Raw genomic sequence first — 21,490 nt, forward strand, 5'->3', positions numbered from 1 at the left:
CCAGTTTATGAACCGCAGCTTGCCGCGATGTTACCAGAATGTTACCACTATGTTAATTATTGGATCTTGCGGGTTCCGAGTGTTTTGACGTAATCCGAGCCTTAGGTCCTACGCATATCTTCTCTGGGTCGAACCAGCCTACGCAGTTTCCCCGAAGCCGGAGCGATCTCATTCCATGAAGCGATCTCGAGTTCGATCACGGCCAAAGCAGCGGTTGGCATCGGCTCGACGGCCCCTGTCAGCATCCGAAGAATTTGTTCACATGCCGGATTATGACCGACCAAGAGTGCTCGGGTTGACCGATCGGGAATCTCGGAGACGACCTGAAGAAGTTCCTCGGCGCTCGCTTCGTATATCCTTGCGTCAAAATGGACATCAAAAGTATGTCGGGTAGCGGCCTGAACCAGATTCGCTGTCTCAGTTGTCCGTTTTGCTGGCGAACTTACCAAGAAATCAGGGAGAAGGCCCTCCGTCGCAATAATCTCACCCATGAACGGTGCGGCCCTTCGCCCACGTTCGTTCAAGGGCCTATCGAAATCAGCCATCGAGGTATCGATCCAACTGGACTTTGCATGTCGCATTAAGAGCAGAGTTTTCATATATTCAAATGAGGGAGGCGGGAAAAGCTCTGCGGGAAGAACTGAGGGGGAGTTTAATCCCGATCATTGGTCAAGTTCAACCTCCCATGGTTCAATTTCGGCAATTTGCTAGAATTTTACAAATAGACGTCGATCAGTGCTGTAGTCTGAGATGTTGGTCGTTGAACAAATAAATCCTTCTCTTCTGGTCAACTGGCTCGGATTTTCCGTCGGGGTTGCTTTGTATGCTCTTCTCGGATGGATGATTCTTCGACATCGTGAGAGCTCGGGCGGCAAGCAGGTCCGGGTATTGCTCTTTCTTACATCTGCGCTCGGGTTGGTTTGGAACGCCGGTGAACTCGCAGTCACCGCCCTTGGCCACAATTCGACCCTTCATCCTTTGATCACCGTTTTCGCTTACTCGGCGTTGGGCTTTTTGCCTTCAGTCGTAGTTCATTCTGTTCAACTCGAGACCGATCAACGGCCGGTATTGACGTGGATCGCTTACCTTATCAGCACGCTTGCTACTGTCGTTCACATCTGGGCATACGCTGCGGGTTTGGCGGTTCCGTCATCTGCGGGCCTGATCCTCTTAACCTTTGGTGCCGTGTCGCTTGTGATCGGGCTGCTTCTCACAAACCTCCGGCAAACCGTGGAGCGAAAGACAGTTTGGGTGACGGCACTTCTTGTATTCGCCGTATCTTCTCTTCACCTTGTTTCGCACCGGGGAAGCGGTTCTTCATGGCCGGTAGAATTGATAGCCCACCAATCGTCCCTGCCGCTCGTACTAGCGATCCTTTACCAGAATTATAGATTTGCTTTTGCAGATATCTTTCTCAAGCGTGCGGTTTCGCTAATTTTACTCGCGTTTGTTGCGTTCGGGCTCTATGTTGCAGTTGCTGGCCAGGCGACCGAAGCCGTAGCTCGTCTTTCTCCAAACATACCCTCGACGGCGATCATACTTGTGTTTTGGGTCGGCACAGCACTTCTCTATCCGTCGATAAGCCGTTTTGCGGGATGGTTGGTCGATACGGTTTTGTTGAAGCGCCCCGATTACGAAAGCTTCTTGAACGAACTTGCGAAAGAGATCGATGAATGCGAATCAACGGAACTCGTTCCAGCGTTGGTCTCGTCAATTTTGGGGAAGGAGTTTTCGGCCGGATCGTATGACTGGCGAGAGATCGAATACGTAAAAGACGAGCCACGCTTGAGTTCGGTAAACGATGCGGGCGAATATATTGAGACCGTGATCCGGACCGCGGAGGCTCCCTTTTATTTAATACGTCTCGGGGAATTTGCCGGCGGCAGGAGGTTGCTCTCGGAAGAGATCACAATGCTTGAGATGGTGGCGAATCGAGCCGCGAGACGCATCGACGCCCTTCGCGTCACCCATGAACGATGCGAGCGAGAGTTTCGAGAACAGCAATTTTCGCGCCTTGCCGCCGAGGCCCAACTTACGGCCCTCCGTGCCCAGATCAATCCGCATTTCTTATTCAACGCGCTCACAACCATTGGCTACTTGATCCAGGAATCGCCCGACAAAGCGTTGCAAACCCTACTTCAGCTAACAAAACTGCTGCGGCGGGTTCTGAATACCACTGACGAATTCACGTCTTTTGGTGCGGAACTTAGGCTCATAGAGAGCTATTTGGAGATCGAGCGGGCAAGATTTGAGGAGCGCCTCACCGTGACGATAGACGTCGATGACGAGTTGCGGTCGATCGAGATCCCCTCACTGATCCTACAGCCTTTGGTTGAGAACGCGATCAAACATGGGATCTCAACGAAACGATCCGGTGGAGAAGTTAAAATTAGTGCGCTGCTTGAGAACGAGGACGGTCAGGCGTTTCTGTGTATTACGGTCGCGGATACGGGCGATGGGAGCTCGCTCCTTGCTCGTCCCGAATCTCGAGGTGTCGGCCTACGTAATGTAGAAGACCGTCTTCGCAACTATTATCACGACGAGGCGCGACTCGAGCTTTATCGGTATCGCGACGTGGAGACGCGAGCAGTGATCTCGATTCCGATCGTTCATAAGCGTTCCGAGATCGAGAACGAGAACGAGGTTTCCGCCATATGACTTCTCTTAGGGTAGTGATCGCCGATGACGAGCGTCCGGCGCGCGAATATCTGAAGAAGCTCGTTTCCAAGATCGATGAAGTTGAGATCGTCGGTGAGGCTGAGAATGGGCTTGATGCGGTCGACTTAATTGGGAAGCTGTCGCCGGACCTCGCGTTGCTAGATCTGCAGATGCCGGAGCTCAGCGGTCTTGAGGTCGTGAAGAAGATCTCAGAAGACAAGATGCCTCTGGTTGCTTTCGTTACGGCATTTGACGACTATGCTGTCCAGGCTTTTGAGTTAAATGCTATCGATTACCTTCTGAAGCCGGTTGAGCTTTCCCGGCTCCGCGAGACAATAGCTCGGGCATTCCAACGACTTGAGAATGCCGACTGGCGGGACGTTGAGAGAAAGCGACTTGAAGCTGCGACGGAAACGATCGAGCACACCTCAGGCACGGGCTTTCTTAAACGAATTCCTGTCCGCATGCGTGATGACATCTACCTCGTTCCGGTCGATGATATCGCATCGATCGTTGCAGACGGGGAATTGCTTTACCTCACAACGGCAGATCGAACGAAATACACGATCAACTACCGGTTAAAGGACCTTGAAGCTCGTCTCGACCCCGAACTCTTTGTCAGGCTGTCGCGCGGTTCGCTCGCGAATATAAAAATGGTGGAAAGGATCTCGCCGGTTGCTGGCGGGACATACATTGTCCACCTTATCAACGGCCAAGAATTGACCTCCAGCCGACTTCAATCCAAGGCACTTCGGGCCCAGCTATTGCGAATCTAGTCTTTAAACGTCTCCTTTGTTTTTCTTGCTATCACTCCAATAGTGCATTTTATGTGCGAATTTCGACCGTTCGTTTAAAAGACAACAAGGGCAGCGGTTCTTCAGCTATCGTTGAGCTTTTGGTCGTAAGGCACCTTACGCCCAAGATCCGACATTTGATTTACGAGGTACAAATGAGAATTTTCAGTATATTTTTTGTTGTTCTTTTGCTTGCCGTTGCGGCTATTGCTCAGAACGCAACTATCACCGGTAAGGTGACGTACGGGAATGCGATCCCGCTCCATGATGCGAACGTTCAGATCGTGCAGACCCGACAAAGTGTCCGAACAGATACCGACGGCAATTTCTCATTGAAGGACGTACCTCCGGGTCGTTATTCGATCCTCGTTCACCTAGAGGGTTTTTCAGATACTTCACGCCAGATCACGGTTGGGACCGGAGCTTCTTTAACCGTCAACTTCCAACTCCAAATATCATCGCTGCGGGAAGAGGTGACTGTGACCGCCTCCGGGGCGGAGCAGACCGTTTTTGATTCATTTCAATCAGTGACTTCGATCGGGCCGGGCCGAGTACTCGAAAAGGCGTCCACTTCGATCGGCGAAGTCCTTGAAGGTGAACCTGGTGTTGCGAAACGCAGCTTTGGCCCCGGCTCGGCACGCCCAGTGCTTCGGGGCTTCGACGGCGATCGCGTGCTTGTTTTGGAGAACGGCATTCGCAACGGTTCGGTCGGCTCGCAATCAGGCGATCACGGTGAACCTTTGGATCCGATGGCGGCGGAGCGGATCGAGATCGTTAAGGGCCCGGGTACTCTCCTTTACGGGAGCAACGCGATCGGCGGCGTCGTAAACGTGATCGACCATACGGATGACGACTACACTGACGGAGTGCGGGGTTATGTAAAGGGTGTCGGAGGAACCGCCGATAAGCAGGGTGCTATCGGAGGCGGTGTCGAATATGGCTTGAATCGCTGGCTGTTTCGCGGCAATTTTGGCGCACAGCGTACAGGTGACTATCAAACCCCGCTCGGACAAGTCCCAAACTCGGCTTCGCGGTCCACGACGGGTTCGTTTGGAACAGGATATTATGGCGAGAAAGCATTTCTTGCCGGGAAATTCAGTGCCGATGTACGCCGCTTCGGGATTCCCTTCGCAGCCCTTTTTGAGGGTGGCGGCGAGAAACCGAAAGAGGGTGAACTTCCGGATGTCGACGAGGATATCGACCTTAGAATGCGTCGTTACAATGTCCGATTTAACGGTGGTTTCCGCGATCTGAATAATTCGTTTCTCCGCGGAGTCAACTACGCCGTCGATTACACCGATTACAGGCACAAGGAAATCGAGAGCGAGGACGGGATCGACGAGGTCGGAACAACGTTTTCGAACAAGGTGTTCAATTATCGCTCGGTGTTCGAGCAACAACAGTATCAGCGGCTGACCGGTCGGTTCGGGTTTGAAGGCTTCAACCGCGATTACGAGGTCGTTGGTGCCGAGCAACTCATTGACGGCAAGATACGGCAGAATTCGTTCTCCGTTTTTGGACTACAAGAGCTTAACTTCGACCGCGTCAAGTTCCAGTTTGGCGGACGCGTCGAGAACAACCGCTATCGTGCCGAGGATCCTCAGTACCGTGACCGTAATTTCACCGGATTCTCAGGTGCCGCGGGGATGAACGTCGGGCTTTGGGCCGGCGGCGCGTTCGTATTTAATTACACATTCTCGACACGAGCCCCGGCCCTCGAGGAACTCTACAACAACGGTCCTCATATCGGCACAGTGACGTTCGAGATCGGTAACGAGAACCTCCGAAAGGAAACAGCGAATGGCTTAGATTTCTCTCTTCGCCACACCTCGCAACGCTTCCGATTCTTCAGTGATGTGTACTACTACCGGATCAATGACTTTGTTTTCCTTGCATTTCAGGATGAAGACGGCGACGGTGACGTTGACATCGAGGACGGGCTTCCCGTTGCTCGATTTGAACAAGAGGACGCGGAGTATTTTGGTGCCGAGATCTCGGCGGAGGCCACTTTCAACGATTGGCTGGGCGGCTTTGCAAGCTTTGATTTTGTGCGTGCAAAACTGGTGGATGAGAATCTCAACGTCCCCCGAATCCCACCGGCAAGGGCGAGGCTCGGCCTCGACGTTCGATATGAGGGGTTGAGCTTGCGGCCCGAGGTAGTATTTGCCTCGGCTCAGACCAAGTTGTTTCCGTTAGAAACACGCACCGCCGGTTACGGCCTCCTCAATATAGCGGGGTCGTACACGATCGCACGACATCACAGCGCCCATATTTTTTCGTTCAATGCTTACAATTTGACGGACAAGCTCTACCGAAATCACGTCAACCTCGTTAAAGACCTGATGCCCGAGATCGGACGTGGGATCCGTGTCGGATACACGTTCAGATTCTTCTAATCGAAGCTGCTGACTTAGGTTCAACTGTAGAAAGAAAACTTACACCCTCCGTTCAGTTCGTTTATACTCTGAATAAACAAACTGATCGGAGGGCTTTTTTATGAAGACTGAGACTTTAGAATTTTCTACATCGAATGGAGATACATCGGCCTATGTCGTAGTTCCTCAAAACGGAAATGGTAAGGCCGTAGTGGTCATTCATGAATGGTGGGGACTTAACGAGCACATCAAAGATATTGCTGGCCGTTATGCAGCGGAGGGCTTTACTGCGATCGCTCCCGACCTTTATCGCGGCCGGGTAGCCACCGACCCTGAAAGTGCTTCGAAGATGATGCACGAATTGGCGATCGAGGATGGCCTCGATACTATCCGGCAGACGATATTGACCGCTCGCAAGGAATATGACATCTCGCGTTTCGGCATCACCGGATTTTGCATGGGCGGGACATTTGCCCTTCGTGCTGCGTGTGAAGTTGAAGGCTTTGCGGCGGCTGTCCCGTTTTACGGTGATATTCCCGAGGAAGCAGTTCTAAGAAAGTTGAAAGTCCCAACTGTCTTTGTCTCAGGAACGCGAGACGGATGGATCACGCCCGAAAAGGTCCTGGAACTTGAGAAGGCAGCGGAGAAGTATGAACTTCCGTTGGAGTCGTTCAAATACGACGCCGATCATGCTTTCTTCAATGATACGCGGCCGGAGGTATTCGACGAAACTGCGGCACAGAACGCCTGGGCACACGCGATCGCTTTCTTTGGCTCAAAACTCTAGTTGCTGCGGAGCGTAACCGCCGGTAGCGAATCTTAATAGGTGGTGCCTTACATATTCAGGTCAAGTTCGTACACTTGATCGCCATCTGGATTTGGGATCCTGTCTAACGAATTTCGTTCTTTTCGTTGCCGCTTACGCTGAAACATATTTTGATCCGCGGCGGCAATTGCCTGCTCGAGGCGATCGATCGAATCAAAATTAGTGAACCCCCATGAGACTTTAATGTCGATCGGCTGATCAATACCATCAATTGTCACTCCTCGAAGGAGATTCTCTAAACGGTTCATCCGAAGCTCCGCCATTTCGTCGTTCATGCTTACCATGATGACGAAAAACTCATCGCCACCCCACCGATAGATAAGATCCTCGGCTCGCATTAGAGACCGTATTGACCCCACTACCATCCGGATGGTCGAATCGCCGGCCGCGTGGCCATAACAATCGTTTATTGCTTTGAGGCCGTCAATATCAAAAAAGCCAACACAGCCGGCGACCGTTGCTCCTTCCGAATTTCCTTGGCGAACGAAACCGTAAAACGCATGACGCGTTAGTGCAGCGGTGAGTGGGTCTGTGTGTACAAGTTCTTCAAGCGTTCGTTTCGTTTTCTCAAGCTCAACATTTGCGTCCTCGGCCCGCCGCAGCACTTTTTCCAGCAAAATGATGACCATTCCGAATCCAAGAGCCGTCTGGAGGACCATCGTTACCATAGGCGCGTAAATGAGTAACTCGCTTTTTAGCGGGAATCCGGATCCGGCGAGGGAAACAGCGAAATAGCCAACCGCTTGAATCGCTAGAAGTACGAGAGAAACCCGCATCACCTTCCACCCAAAGGTGCGCGCTTCAAGCCGACTGAGCATTACGAAACTAAAGACATAGAATCCGACCAGAATGATCGCATGGATCGGAAGCACTTCGTTAAACTCCGGGGATAGCAACGGGAGGATGATGGCGATGGCAACAAACGGCACGATAGCAGCCTCGTGCTTTGCCGAGAGTTCGAAGTCGCTCTCCAAAGTCTTGCAACCCGAGATCAACAGGAACCCAAATATATACTCGCCCAGGAAGTAGTAGGTGAAGAGCATTGATCCGAACTCATCGAAATCAAAAGCCAGTCGAAGCGAGATAAGGGCAAACGATTGACAGAGCCAAGCCACGGCCCAATATTTGAGCGCCGTGAGCTGCAGCGACCGCCGCAAAAAAAGCGAGAGGATCGTTATTAGAAAAACACTATTCAGCTGAATCAGCAGTGTGAATTTTGATTCCATATGGGCTAGAAAATTAGCCTTAAAGAAGGGTCTTGAATGGATTGCGAAGGGAGGATGATTAGGAAGGAACGCCGAAGCGTTACCGGTATTATAAAATAATGGTGATGGATTCGTCTACACTTTTCTCAACGTAACAGTTCCTCGAGCTCTGCAAGAACCGGCAAAGCGGTGCGGGCGCCCACCTCGCGGCAGTTAAGTGCTGCAACCGCATTCGCCATTCGGGCACAAGTTTCAATGTCCTGACCCGTAAGAACTCCGTAAAGAAGCCCGGAACGGAAAGCATCACCGGCTCCGGTCGTGTCCCGACAGATCCCCGGCACCGGAAAGCCCGCGGTCTCAACAAACTGATCTCCGCAAAGCAGTGTGGAACCGGCCGAGCCTAAAGTAATGCCGACCAAGGCGGCACCACTTCTCTCGTGCAGCTTTCGCAACGCATCCTGGGTGTTCGAGATACCGAAAAGCTTTCTAGGCAGATCAGACGAAACGACAAGTATGTCGGTTAGCCTAAGTAGCTCATCTGTCGCTTCGAAAATGTTGTCCATGTCGACGGAAACTATCGTCCCGGAGCTCTGTGCCGCCTTCGCCATATCGACGCACGCTTTTCCATCATGTGGGGTTAGATGCAAGATCTTTGCCTGCTGAGCAAGGTCGGTAGGGGCGTCCGCTTCACTGAATTTCAACCGTTCGTCACGCTTCCAGAGAACGGTACGCTCACCGCTGTCCGCATCGATAATTATGAAGGCGATCTGAGTCGAGGCATTTGGAATCCGTTCGCACTCGGAAATGTCAACGCCTTCTATCCGGAGGCTTTCGATCCCAAAGTCTCCGGCATCATCATCGCCGAACCGCCCCGCGTATGCGGTCGTTAATCCAAGTCGCTGCAAGCCTGAGAGCGTCGTCGCGACCTCGCCGCCGGGGAAACGACGGTAATGATCAAGTTCAACTTTGGATCCGAACTCGGGATAGTTCGGAACTGTGATCAAAAAATCGACGGCGTTTGTTCCGAAGCCGGCAACGTCAAATCTGGCCGAGTTACGAAGCTGAAATGGCAGTTGCATTTGGGGTTACACTTCTATGCGACTTCCTCAAAATCTCGTCAACCATTCTTGCTTAGTTGAGCTGCGAGAGGGTAAATTTGAGACGTCGGTAGTACGAACTGAAAGCAAGTACATAGCTTAACTAACATCCGGAGTAAAACGAAAATGCCAACTGCGATCTGCCCAGAGTGTGACGAAGAAGTTTATGTTGAAGCTGACGCCGAGCAGGGCGACAAGGTGAATTGCGAAGAATGCGGTTCCGACCTTCTCGTCGTCGGTCTTGATCCTATTGAACTCGACCTCAAGACTGATTCAGAGGACGACGAGCTTGACGATGAGGACGAGGGCTACGATTCGTACGACTGACGCTGACAAACCCTTTTGCGAAGTTATGCCTGTTACTCCCGGATCAGGTAGCCAGATCGGTTCTGCTTTATCTCGTATCCATCCGTCGATTCTATCGTGACTGTTTGAAACCCGGTCCCTAAGCCCGGATCCCGGGTCGGATAGAGGGCTATTACGTACGATTCGTCGATCGCCGCTGCTAGCCGCGAAAGTATTGGATCGAGGTTCTTTTCTGTGGCCACAATGCTTATACCTCCCGTCGCCTCCGTGAGCCCACTCGCTTCGAAAGGTGTGATGATGGGTGTCCTGTTTCGACCGACTCGCGAAAAAGACGGAAGGATCACGGAGTGTACACTCACTCCGGCTTTGTTCGCACGTTCGATTACTGTTTTCGATGAGACGACATCTCCAACAGGAAACCCATCCGTGATGACGATCACCGCCCGCTGCGGGATCTGACCAGGAGCTATTTTCGGACCGTTTCTCACGATAGACCTGACTGCAGCATCGATTGCATCGTAGGCGTGTGTCGAAAGCCCCTCCCGATCATGCCGAAGCCGCCCGAGTCTTTCGTCTAGTCGTTGTCGTCGGTTTGTGAACGGCACTACGGTCTTCACATTCATCGCGAACGTGATCACTGAAAAGTAAGCCTCCGGGCCTTCGAGCCTGCGAACGAACTCGCTAAGTGAAGATCGAAGGCGTTCAAGTTCCGCTTCCGTCATACTGCCGGATACATCAAGGGCAAAAACGACCGCTAGCGGTCGATTCCCGATCGGACGGGACATCGGCTGAAAAAAGTCGATCTTTCGCTCTGTTCCGTTCTCGAAAACGCGGAAACGGTCTGCCGTAAGTCCGCTCACCGGCCTGCCGTCTTTATCCGTCGCTTTTACTTCAAAGCCCACAAGTTCAGTCTGTACCCGAATAGGCTCATCGCGTTGGCCAAAGCCCGTCATCGAAACAAACAGAATGAGACACGTCAAACGCGTTACCATCCCGAGATTAAATTCTCGGGAAGATATCGAACTTATCACAATGCCAATTTGATCGAAGCGGGTCATCTTAATCGGTCAATCTGATCCTTTTAATAGTATATCTATCTCTTTACCTCATCGAAACCCTTTTTCTGCGGGCTCGGGCGGAACCGGAAAGGACGGCACATAATTTGAATATGTTGAAGCGGGAGTTTGCGGTCGCTTCGTATGCCGACGAGAGCCTTAAGAATTGGATTGGGAGATTCAAAGATAGAGTTGGTCATTTTGGCCGCAGGGGTTCTTGCGATCGTTTTTGCTATTACGGAGGCACTTTCATTCAGCTTTCCTGACTTCACGTTGCTGGTTGCGTCATGCCTGATCGCTGCAATGATCGGCCGGTTCAAGTTGACGATCCCGGCGACGAGCATCGCATTGGACCCGAAGTTGATCATTACCTTCTGGTCCGTGGTCTGGCTCGGAGTCCCCGGAGCTGTGCTGGTTATGCTCGCGGCCTCGCTTTCTGAGTTAGCAGAGGCCCAAGATAACGCAGCTCCGAACGTTCATGATCTCGCAGCAGAGGCTCTTGTGGTAGCTGTTTCAGCACGCTCTTACACGCTGGCAGCGACGAACTTTCGAAATAATCCCGAAGCAGCAGCTCTTGGTAACGGCATGGTCCCGGTCGAAATGATCCTTTCGATTCTGGTGATGGCAGCGGTTTTCTTTCTTGCAACCGTTCTAACAACTGGGCTACGCAATGAATCAGTTCCTGCAGGTAGCGTTGGTCTCAACCGCGATAGGCCGAGTCTCGTCGCCCGGCGGACGATCCTCGCAGTGGTTTCGACACTTCTTCTCGTTCTCGCGGTCAATCACTTCGGACTCGAATTGGCCTGGCTAGCGGTACCGATCGCTGTGGCGGTGAAGATCGGCCATCGGATGCACGTGCGGAGCCTTGAAGCGAAAACTGCAGAGATAAAGGAGGCAAGTAGGTTACATCTTGCTACGGTCGAGGCCTTGGCGACGGCGATCGACGCGCGAGATCAGGTCGGACTTGGTCATGTACGAAGGACGCAGATCTACGCTGTTGGGCTCGGAAGAATTCTGGGCCTTGCCGAAAATGATATAAACGCATTGAAAATGGGAGCCTTACTGCATGACATCGGGAAGCTTGCGGTTCCCGATCATATTTTGAATAAGCCTGATGGGCTTACGCCCGCCGAAGCCGAAAAGACAAAGATACATTGTTCCGTCGGCGCGTCCATTCTCGAAACCGTGGGCTTTCCCTACCCGGTCGTCCCGACGGTCAAGTATCATCACGAGGCTTGGGATGGGAGCGGCTATCCTGAAGGACTTAGGGGGCGAAAGATACCTGTAACAGCTAGGATAATCGCGATCGCGGACATGTTCGACACACTGCAAGGGGATCGGCCATATCGAAAGGCCTTGTCGCGGCAAACAGCGATAAAGACCATTCGTACGCTTGCAGGAAGCAAGTTCGATCCAATGTTGACCGAGATATTTCTTCGAAATCTTGACATTTTTGATGCCGAGATCGAAGCGAGCGGTCTAAGCCCTCACGCCATCGAATCGCGAAAAGAGATCGCCGACCTAAGTATCGACGGGTCGGTGAACCCCACATTTATCGACCAGATCAAAAGAGCCAATCACGAGGCGTTCACTTTGTTTTCCCTTGCACGCGACTTCAGCGGCGCTCTTAAATTATCGGAGACGTTGGAACTACTTGCAGCGAAACTCGCAGGGTTTATCCCTTACGACACCTGTGCGATATATCTCAAAGAGTCCAATGACGAAACTGCGAAGGCTGTCCATGTAAACGGGCTACACGCATCCGAGATTTCGGGTCGCAGGCTTGTTTCCGGAGAAGGGGCGACGGGATTCGCCCTGCGTTCGCGAAAGTCAGTTAGCAATGTCGACCCAGCGCTCGATTTTGCTTTCACCGGTGCTGACATTGCAGCTTCGTTCAGAACCATGGCGGCCGTTCCTTTGGTCGCCGGCGACCGACTCATCGGTGTTGTTTCGCTATATGCCTCCAAGATCGAAAGCTTTGAGGACGAGCACTTGCGTATTTTCGAGACAGCATCGAAGCTGGCCGCGGACGCCATCGAGAAGGCACTCGTGCACGCCGAAACACAGTTGCATGCTCTGACCGATGCGTTGACGGGACTTCCGAACTCGCGAGCCCTCATCGGAGAGTTCGCAAGAGAGGTCCAGCGGGCCGGACGGAGCGGCACCAGCTTTCAACTGCTCATATTGGACCTGGACGGCTTCAAGAAAGTGAATGACACATTCGGTCACAAATTTGGAGATGCAATGCTCCGAGGAATCGGCAACGTGATCCGCGAACAGCTCAGGGACTACGATTTTCTAGCCCGATACGGCGGCGACGAGTTCGTGGCCATTGTTTCGGAGACCGACCCGGAATTCGTTCGAAACCTGTCCCGCAGGATCGAAGAAGAAGTCGCGGCCTTCGAATTGATCGACGAAGGCGGCGCGGCAAACGTAGGGATCAGTATCGGGGCGGCGAGTTACCCATCGTCCGGCCAGACGTTCGACGAACTTATAGAGGTCGCAGACCGCGAAATGTACCGAGCGAAAGAACGGAACCGTTTGCGACGAATGGGGGCAGATATGTTCGTTGACGTCGAGTCGATACACGACAGACTCCAAGCCGCCGAGCCTGGCCGCGGTGGCTCGGTCAAAATAGGAGATCGGGCACGTAGAGTGAAAAGACGCCACGGGAAAGCCGAGACTCATGTCATCTTAACTGATCCTATACAATGACGTGCTTAGAAGGCTTGTGAGAAGCGAAAATGCAACTGCCCCTGCGGGAGTCGGTAAAATGCCGGTGGGTTGTTTCCCTGTGGGATTATGAATGACGGAGGGTTCAAAAGATAGCCGTAGTCGATCGCAAACTCACCCCCAATTGGCGTTTTGAGCCTGAATCCCAGACCGACCGTATGTGACCATAGAGCCAGAAGATTGCGCCGGAAAGTATCGCTTTCCGGGATCGACGGAGGCTTGAAAATGTCGCTTGGCCGCCGAAATACGTTCCCCCCGTCGTAAAACGGCACCAATCGCGCGGTGTTCGAGAGCGGCAACCTAGCCTCGATATTAACTATAGCAAGTGCGTTTCCTCCGAATGGAACAGTGAAGGGATCCAGAAAAACGGACTCGCCGTCCCTGTTCCGGAACTCGCCCTGCGGTACCACTACCACCCTCGGCCCTGCTGACTCAAAATCGAACCCACGCAGTGTTGTCGAACCGCCGGCGAAGAAGCGTTCACTGATCGGGAGTATGCCTTCCAGATCCGGAAACTCGTCCGATGAGAATCGTGCGCGTTTAGAGAAGACACTCGCAACCCCGATGATACCGCGGGCAGCGATGGTGGTGTTTTTCAGCTTCGGGAAGGTGTAATAATAGTTGTAAGAGGCTTGGAACTTATGGAATCCGATGTTTGCTCCAAGTGCTGGCAGCGAGACGTTGTACTCGGCCGTGAAGTAGTCGCCGTTGGTGGGGTCGCTCGCGTTGTATCTGCACGGATCACCCGGTTCTCCTCGCTGAATGATCTCGAGAATCGAATACTCGATACCGCATCGCTTCCTCGTATCGCGAACGAACGTAGCCCCGAAACCGGAAATGCGGATCCTGTCATCGGGCTTCAAAAGGTCGCCAATGAGCAGGCTATTGATATTAGTCAGCCTTACGTTCTCGAACCGATATTTTAAGAAAAACAAGGACCGATCTTTCAGGCTAAGTGTGCGAAATGTTTCAGCTGTAAGGGTCAGTCGATCGAGCGTCGGGCTTCCGGCCGGCTGGCCAAATTCGTCGATCGGATTTCCATCCTCATCAAGTCTCTGGACAATGCCGAACGTTCCTCGGTCAAAGGCCGATCGGAAAAACCGGGTCACCGTCGAATCTCGTTGATATTGTGCTGAGATGGTCAGTGGAGCAAACCTGCGTTCTCGATCCGGCAGAAATCGCGGATTGACGAAATCGATCTGAAAAAGCTGCCGCCGCTGACTCCACCGGACGCTCGTGCCACCCTGCCAAAGGTTTCCGAGCAAATTGAAGTGGCGAATGTCCGCAAACCCGCTCCATCCAATGTCGGTTGAATATCCGGCACCATACTGCAAAAGCCGCGGCTTTTGTTCTTGAACCTCGATCACAACATCTGCAAGTCTTTTACCGTCAGGAGCATCTCCGGCAGGGCGGGTCGTGATAGACACCCTATCGAATGCATCTGATGAGTAAAGAGCTTGCTCGCTTGCGTATAGATCTGCCGATCTTAGCAAAGCCCCGGGCTCAACCGCCACAGCGCGTTCAATGGCTTTCGTCTTGGTTCGTTCATTGCCGGCAACTAGCAAGCGGTTCGCAATTACCGGCCTGCCTTCATTTTGTATGTTGTAGATAAGCTTATACCGTGGCGAGCCGGTGTCGGGGTCCGGCGGAAGTTCATCAAACGAGAAATTGACACTCGCGTCGAAGTAGCCACGATCGGAGTAGAGGGTAGCAAGAGCCCGCTGGCCGTTACGCACCCGAGCGATCGAGATATTTCGACCGGCGTACTCGGGCAACTGGCGCAAGAGTTCATCATCGGATATCGCTGCATTCCCTCGTATCTCCACCTCGGTAATGATCGTCGGCACACCCTCGTCTATCACAAAGGTGATGATCAGGTTCTCACCGTCAAGCGAAACACCTTGATTAACACGAACCTCTGCGTTTCGGTAGCCGAGTTCGAGCAGAAGAGACCGGATCAATGCTGCGTCACTTTCAAGAAGTCGTTGGCTCGTGTACCCGCGACCGTACCCGAAGATCGGAATCCAGCCGAGGATGTTCGCCTCCTGAGATTCGAGAACGCTCCTAATCTCTTCAATATCGAAAAGTTCGGTGCCCCGAAGCCGGATCTCTACGAGTTTGAGTCGCCGATTGAGATCGACCAAGTATTTGATATTGACCTTTTGACCGGCAAGTTCCGCACTGTTCAACGAGGAGCAGACGAACGCTGACTCCGAAGGCATGCCGTCCGTTGGGACCACAAGAGGCGGATCGACCGAACACACGGACGTCACGTTGGCGAAGAAATATCCGCGTTCCTGAAAGTGGTTCTCTAGCCTTCTTTCTCCTTCAATGATCGCTGCAAAATCGAGGGTTCCTTCCCGCTTTACGGGTAGAAGTCGTCTCTGTGTTCCTTCGCCAACTCCGGATCCCTCGGCAACTACAACGACCTTGACCTCCGGTCCTGCTGAGCCGCGAAGTTCGACAGAAACCTTGTTGGTTTCGCTATCGTAGATCAATCGAGGTTCATTGATCAGCGGAGCAAGAAATCCTTGGTCGCGTAGGTTGGTTCGGAGCCGTTCAACGTCCGCGACGAGCTTCGCTCGCGAATATTCGGCCCCGGCGTTTAATCGAAGGCCGCGGAAAAGAGCCTCATTGTCTGCACCCTGTACGTCGATGCTCAGACTTTCGATCGTGGCCTTTTGGCCGGTCGAAACCCTAAATAGTATTGCGACCTCATTGTTCGTCTGAAGCGGGATCTGCTCGTATGTTGTTTCAGCCCGATAAAACCCCCTGTCGCGCAAATACTCGACCAGCACTTCAGCATTTGTTTGCAGGATGCGTTCGCTGACCGTCATGCCGGGATCTAATAGGTTTAACCTCAAGAGCAGTTCTTGTTCCGTAACACCTGTCTTCGTTCCTTCCGTAATCGATACGTTGACCCGCCGAGCAACGGTTCTCCGTTTTATTCTGAAAATTACATCAATTCGGTCAGACTCAAGCGTTCGGGTTTCGGCCGTGATCGTTTCTGCCATGCGGGTGTCGAAAATCGCCGCGATCGCATCGCGAACCCGAATGGCCGAGTACGTCTCTCCAAGAGCGGCCGTCGCCAGAAGTCTATATCGTTCTACATCGGTATCGTTGCCTGCAGGTTCGTCGAAAACGATCTTGACGTTCTGTATTCTCCGGCCGTCGAGCTCAACTTGCGCGGAAACCTCAGCGTAAAAAATCACAAAAAGAAGCAACACCGCGAACACGCCTAAGCCAGTCCGGCGTTTAAGACGGGCAATCATTTGAAGGCTGGAAAGTGGTGACGAAAGCAGGCCGTTCAAAACCTCCTCCTGAACCTAACCTCAAAGCTCACGTTGTCACGGTTTTGGGTCACGTTACTCAATGAACGCTGTTCGTACTGGGCGACGAAGGAAAGCCGATCGGAAACACGGTACTCGAACGCTATAACCTGATTCTGATCCTGAGAGAGGTTCGTCGCATATGTCACACGGAGGTTATTATTGATCTGGCGACCGACGGTCAGGCGTGCGGACGGGTCAAGCCGTTCACCCGAAATGATCGGATCGATCTCGAACACATTCAAGCCGAAAAGACGGTCTGTGGCCCGCCGGGCCGGAGTGTTAATGATCGAATCTGCCAAAACTTCGGCCGCTGTATTAAGTCCGGTCGAGGCGAGTGTCGGAATGCCAGTCGAAGTATTTGAGAGGCTTCCAGTAGTGATGAGCGAGATCACATCCTGTTCGGGTAAGGCAGGGTTCGAGCGAACAGAGGCCGTTAGGGCCTGTGTATCCGTCAATGGGCCGGACAGATTGACGAAAACCTGGTAGCCATTTATCTCAGATTCAGCCTGGAGAAAGATCACCGGGTCAATGTTGGTGTCGGGCGGGAATTCAAGAACTCCGCGTTGGATCACATATCGGTCGTTACGAAACAGGATAGTTCCGCTCGTTGACGTTATCCTGCCCGCAATCCTTGGATTATTTGTGGTGCCGGTGAGCTGAAGAGAGACAGAGGCCGTGAGATCGGCGATATTATTACGAACGATCAGTGCATCTCTTCCGGTGATGTTCAGGTTGAAGCGCGGAGCCAAGCCCGACGTCGTTCCGCCGCCACCGAGCGAACCCTCACGCCGAGCCCCGATAACACTAGCGAGTTCTATGTCCCGGCTGTAGACACTTCGCCGAGCGAGGATGTTACCTGAGATCACGCTGAGAAGCTCCGTTCCCACACGCGTCCCGGTAAAATCGAGCCGAGCGTCGCCGGTGGTCACAAAATTTTCGGGTAGCGGAACTGTAACGTTTGAACCCGTAAGCGACACCCGGTAAGACTGGATGGCCAAATTGTCGCCGAACAGCAAGCCGCCGCCGGCCGAAAAGGAACCGCCTCCCAAATAGCCTGATAGGTTATCGAATTGAGCCTGATCGGCTGTGAATCTGACGGTTCCGGTTATCCGATCCGCGGAAAGTCTGCTCGGGCCGATGAAGGTTGCTACGGCCGCGTTGGAGAGCTGCGCCGTACCATTTATCCTTGCTGTACGATTTACCCCAGCAAGCCGGACCGAAACGTCCGCAGTTCCGCCAAAGAACGTGTCGGCCGCGGCGATGTCCGGAAACGCGTTAAGCAGAGTGAGATTAAGCCTTCCATCGATCGCCAAATTGTTCAAGCCGTTGTCGGTTAACGCCTTTGTCCCAGACACCACCAAATTTGAACCTCCGCCAGCGAGCTTGAGGCTTTCAAACGTTATCTCAGACGGCGAGAACCTTACGAGAACGGGCTCGAGTGCCGTCAGTGGCGACTCCTGTATCTGCAAGGTCAATTGTGAAAAACTCGCGACACCCGAAAGGTTGGCAGTCGAAAAGGTTCGATCCCCGCGGTCGTCTATCGACGCTAAGGGCCCGCCGAACTCGACCTTTCCAGTACCGGTGCCACCGATCGAATAGCCCTTAAGCTGAGGGATAAGAGCAAAAAAGGGCCCAAGCGGGCTTTGATCGAGAGTATGCTCGACCCGAACCGGCAATTCGCGTTGGCTGAGGTCAAGTTTTGCAAGGAAAACTTGCGGACGGCCGGCCAATTCGGCCGTCAGGCTAGCATTGAGCGTTTGATCTGAGGTTGTGCCTTCGAATCGTACTTCACCGAAAGCATTATCGTTGACAACAATGTTCGAGCCGCGGCCTTCGAACTTGATCTGGATCGATGAGGTCTGCTCTATATTTCCGGACCCGCTTGCAGAAAAATCGATCGTGCCCGTTGCGTCCGGGAGCGATTCGCTCACCGGCAATAGAGCGGTCAGAAGCGGCACAGGGATTTTCTCGCCGAGCAACTCACCATTAAATTCAGAGGTGGTGCGGTCGTATAAACCATTAAAGGTCGCCCGTCCGCCATCTGCGACTATCGAAGCGGAGTCGACGATGATCGATGTCCCCTCGAACCTCGCATCTGCCCGCAACTCTTCAAAAGGCTGGCCGTTCAAAGTGCCGTTGACCGTAACGATATCTACCGTACCTTGGGATTGGTTTGGAAGCCCGCGAAGTTCAACTTTACCGGAGGTGTTCCCTCGTAATGCTCGTAGCGATTCAGGCAGATCTATTGGAATTGCGGTCAGGAGCCTTCCCGCACTGATGTTATTGAGCTGAGCGGTCACTGATGTATTGTTCAGCCCGGCCGCTGGGATCTGAACCTCGAAATCCAATTGTCCGCCTTCGACCTCGAGAAGTTTGCCATCCGAAATGAACACCCCTAACGCCGAGACATCGATGTTGGCGGAGAGGCGGCCCAGCTCTTGTTCTCTCAGAGCGATCGATTCGAACGCAACGTTTCCCTTGAACTCAGGCTCGGCGAGGCTTCCGGTGATTTTGCCGTCGAAAGCCAGGTCGTCTCTTAAGACCACCCGATATAGATCCAGTTGTTCGGTCAATCCGGGAGAGACGTCGAGTATGCGGAGCATCCGCTCAGTTTCGGATGCATCGGACGAGCGAAGGGTGAGTGCAAGATCGGAATCCGAGCCAAGCAGATCGAAGCGTCCGGTTGCCGCGAGCTCAGTTTTTCCGGTGTTGAGCTTAGCGTCCTCGACGTTGAGAAGCCCTTGGTCTGCTCTGACCCTCAAGGATCCTTTTAATGGGATGCGCCCGTTTGCTTCGTCGCCTGCGGAAGCGTCGATGTCAGCGTTGATATCACCCGATGCAGTTCGGAAGTCGGTTCCCCTCGTCGAAACATCTACGTGTCCAGTCGCTTGGCCTTCGATAGGAACGATCCGGCCCGACTGAAGTGCGATCAACTTCGAAATGTCTAGCGAGGTGAAATTAGCGCTGAAGTTGGAGTCGGCCCTCGAATTGAGAGCAATAGTTGCCTGGCCCGCGACCTCACCATCCATCACCTGAGCGACGAGGTCATTGAGCTCCGCACGCTCGTTCGTGATAACTACACTTGAGCGAGCTGAGCCGAGGTTGATACTGCCCAGCGTCCCGCCGCCGATGCTCATATCCGCAGTCGCCCGATATCTCCCTGACGGCTCCAGAACATAGACCGGTCGTGCAGCGACCACATTTTCTATCGTTCCGCCCTCAGGAAAGGACTCACTCTCAGTCAGGGTCACCGTTCCGGCGTCGATATCTTCGGACCGGGCCTCGACCCTACCCTCCCGTATCGTCAGCCGAACCCCGGCGATATTGAGGCTACCGAGAACGACGCCGTCAGCATCAACACGAGCGAGCCTCAGGCGGTCGGAATAAACTACTGTGTTCGGCCCGACGCCTCTAACGGAAACGGTGTCCGCCTTGATGCCCTCGACCCGGTTTTTGCCCGAGTCCAACCGGTCGGCCGTTAGGTCCCGGAGGGCTAGGTCCGTCGAGTCCGGAACGTCCTTGAGCTCAAAATCGCGTGCCTTCAGGTTCCGCAAACGAGCATCGCCAATGCTCGCCTCGCGAGCCTGAAGCCCATCGATATCGACTGTTGTCGTTTCGCCCGCATTCCGAACTCGAATATTTCGCCCATTTACGCCGTCGATCCGGTAATCATCGGTCTGAAGCGTATTTGCCTGCGTGGCGGCAGCCGAGAGTGAAGTGGTCCCGCCATCGACTGAGACCTGGAGGCCCTGGGAGCGGAAATCAGTGAATCGATTATCCGCTACCGAGAACATTTGAGCTCGCCCATTTCCCGCCGAGGCATCCAGGCGTCCGTTCCGAAGTTCAGCAACAGCGTCAGATAGAAAAAGCCCGCCGAGGGTTAAGGACCCCGATTTTGCAGCAGCTGCCTGAAGTTCGCCAACCCAAAGGAAATCCGTGCCGGTGCCCCGGACGTTGCCCGCAATACGAGGAAACTCGATGCGAAAATCCTCGAATGTGAAAAGCTCAGCGACGGCCTGTCCATTCGCTTCGTATTGTGAATTTGTGCCTGCAACGGTGGCCGCGACATCGACCGCGCGAAGGTAAACTCCGTCCGCCGACAAAGCTTCTGAGGTGATATTGCCTTCGACACGGTAGTTAGTCCCGGTTCCGCCCACTCGCCCCTTGAAATTGCCAACGCCTCGAAGAGTCGTGCCAAGGGGAAAGATGGTCGAGGTTTGCGCCAAATCAACCGATGATTCGATGTTGAGGTCGTAGGTAAAATTTTGCCAGTCCATTAGCCGGCCGCTTAGTATCGAGTAACCGATCGGGGTATCGATACGGAGCTCGGAAATATCCGCGGATTCAGGGTCTGCGATCCCAGTCGCCCGAATCCGAACATCTTCTAACCTGCTGCCGTCGTACGTGAGAAAAGAGTCTGTCGATTCCAGCTCGAAAAGAAATCGCGAAGGACGCTCCAAAAGTGGCTCTTCGGTCGGCCTAACGCTAAGCGTAAGGTTCCTGGCATCTGCCTCGATTTTTCGTGATGCGTCGTTGAAGTGAACGACGGAGTCCAATAGCAAAAAGCTGATCGAATCGTATTTGAAGCTCAGGCTCGATTCACGCTCATCCGAAACGATATTCGCGAAATTTGACCGTCCGTTTTCATCGAACCGTACCCAGACCTCGGCCCCATAGATCTCGGTAGAGTCTACAGAGATCTCCCGGGAAGCTTGCCAGGCAAAGAGATCGAGGATCGTCAGTCCTATACGAGCATCTCGGATGAAGAAAAGCTTCTCTCCGGACACGCGGTCGTTGAACGTGGCGTTTTTGAGTTCCAGCTCAAGGGGGGAAGCATTAAGCCTGAAAACATCGGCATCGAAAACGATGCCCATATACTCCATCTTTTCGCGAAACTGGTTCTTTACGTATGTGTCTGCCGCGCCACCACGGAATAGAAGTAAGCCGATCAAGGCGATCAGCAGAACGAATACCCCGCCGCCGATCATTATGATCCGGAGCCATTTCCCGGCGAGAAAGGTACGCTTCGCGGGCGGGTCGGGTGCAGACGGCAGAGCCGCGTCGTGCGGAGTATCTAATTCCTCAGGCATTCTAAAAGCCAATAGACAG

The 21,490-nt window shown here is 53.3% G+C and carries 12 protein-coding genes; 6 read left to right on the plus strand and 6 right to left on the minus strand.

What is annotated here, in order from left to right:
* Positions 1 to 101: 101 nt before the first annotated feature.
* Positions 102 to 581, minus strand: a complete 480-nt coding sequence (locus tag IPM21_11000) for a histidine phosphatase family protein (protein MBK9164410.1) — start codon at positions 579 to 581, stop codon at positions 102 to 104.
* Positions 582 to 840: 259 nt separating this feature from the next.
* Here IPM21_11000 and IPM21_11005 point away from each other — a divergent pair, with 259 nt between their 5' ends.
* The 4 genes from IPM21_11005 (at position 841) to IPM21_11020 (ending at position 6,614) form a co-directional block, all read left to right on the plus strand.
* On the plus strand, positions 841 to 2,658 hold the full coding sequence (locus tag IPM21_11005) for a histidine kinase (GenBank protein MBK9164411.1): 1,818 nt from the start codon (positions 841 to 843) through the stop codon (positions 2,656 to 2,658).
* A complete protein-coding gene (locus IPM21_11010) occupies positions 2,655 to 3,434 on the plus strand; it encodes a response regulator transcription factor (GenBank protein MBK9164412.1) in 780 nt (259 codons plus the stop codon). The genes IPM21_11005 and IPM21_11010 overlap by 4 nt, the downstream gene beginning before the upstream one ends.
* 173 nt (positions 3,435 to 3,607) lie before the next feature.
* A complete protein-coding gene (locus IPM21_11015) occupies positions 3,608 to 5,848 on the plus strand; it encodes a TonB-dependent receptor (protein ID MBK9164413.1) in 2,241 nt (746 codons plus the stop codon).
* Between the two features lie 100 nt (positions 5,849 to 5,948).
* Positions 5,949 to 6,614, plus strand: coding sequence for a dienelactone hydrolase family protein (locus IPM21_11020; protein ID MBK9164414.1), 666 nt, complete (start codon positions 5,949 to 5,951; stop codon positions 6,612 to 6,614).
* 47 nt (positions 6,615 to 6,661) lie between these two features.
* On the opposite strand, the gene IPM21_11025 is transcribed toward IPM21_11020, so the two are convergent.
* Positions 6,662 to 7,879, minus strand: coding sequence for a diguanylate cyclase (locus tag IPM21_11025; GenBank protein ID MBK9164415.1), 1,218 nt, complete (start codon positions 7,877 to 7,879; stop codon positions 6,662 to 6,664).
* Positions 7,880 to 8,004: 125 nt separating this feature from the next.
* Positions 8,005 to 8,937: a carbohydrate kinase family protein gene (locus IPM21_11030; GenBank protein ID MBK9164416.1), complete on the minus strand. Its 933-nt coding sequence runs from the start codon at positions 8,935 to 8,937 to the stop codon at positions 8,005 to 8,007.
* Positions 8,938 to 9,081: 144 nt separating this feature from the next.
* On the opposite strand from IPM21_11030, the gene IPM21_11035 reads away from it, so the two are divergent.
* Positions 9,082 to 9,282 carry a hypothetical protein gene (locus IPM21_11035; protein MBK9164417.1) on the plus strand — a complete coding sequence of 67 codons (201 nt, stop codon included), beginning with the start codon at positions 9,082 to 9,084 and terminating at the stop codon, positions 9,280 to 9,282.
* A 32-nt stretch (positions 9,283 to 9,314) separates the two neighbouring features.
* On the opposite strand, the gene IPM21_11040 is transcribed toward IPM21_11035, so the two are convergent.
* A complete protein-coding gene (locus IPM21_11040; protein MBK9164418.1) occupies positions 9,315 to 10,253 on the minus strand; it encodes a VWA domain-containing protein in 939 nt (312 codons plus the stop codon).
* A 234-nt stretch (positions 10,254 to 10,487) separates the two neighbouring features.
* Here IPM21_11040 and IPM21_11045 point away from each other — a divergent pair, with 234 nt between their 5' ends.
* Complete coding sequence (locus IPM21_11045; GenBank protein MBK9164419.1) at positions 10,488 to 13,031, plus strand: diguanylate cyclase; 2,544 nt, start codon at positions 10,488 to 10,490, stop codon at positions 13,029 to 13,031.
* Positions 13,032 to 13,036: 5 nt separating this feature from the next.
* On the opposite strand, the gene IPM21_11050 is transcribed toward IPM21_11045, so the two are convergent.
* A complete protein-coding gene (locus tag IPM21_11050; protein ID MBK9164420.1) occupies positions 13,037 to 16,276 on the minus strand; it encodes a BamA/TamA family outer membrane protein in 3,240 nt (1,079 codons plus the stop codon).
* Between the two features lie 80 nt (positions 16,277 to 16,356).
* Positions 16,357 to 21,471 carry a translocation/assembly module TamB domain-containing protein gene (locus tag IPM21_11055; GenBank protein MBK9164421.1) on the minus strand — a complete coding sequence of 1,705 codons (5,115 nt, stop codon included), beginning with the start codon at positions 21,469 to 21,471 and terminating at the stop codon, positions 16,357 to 16,359.
* Positions 21,472 to 21,490 lie beyond the last annotated feature (19 nt).

It is taken from the genome of Acidobacteriota bacterium (genome assembly GCA_016716435.1).
Lineage (GTDB): Bacteria > Acidobacteriota > Blastocatellia > Pyrinomonadales > Pyrinomonadaceae > OLB17.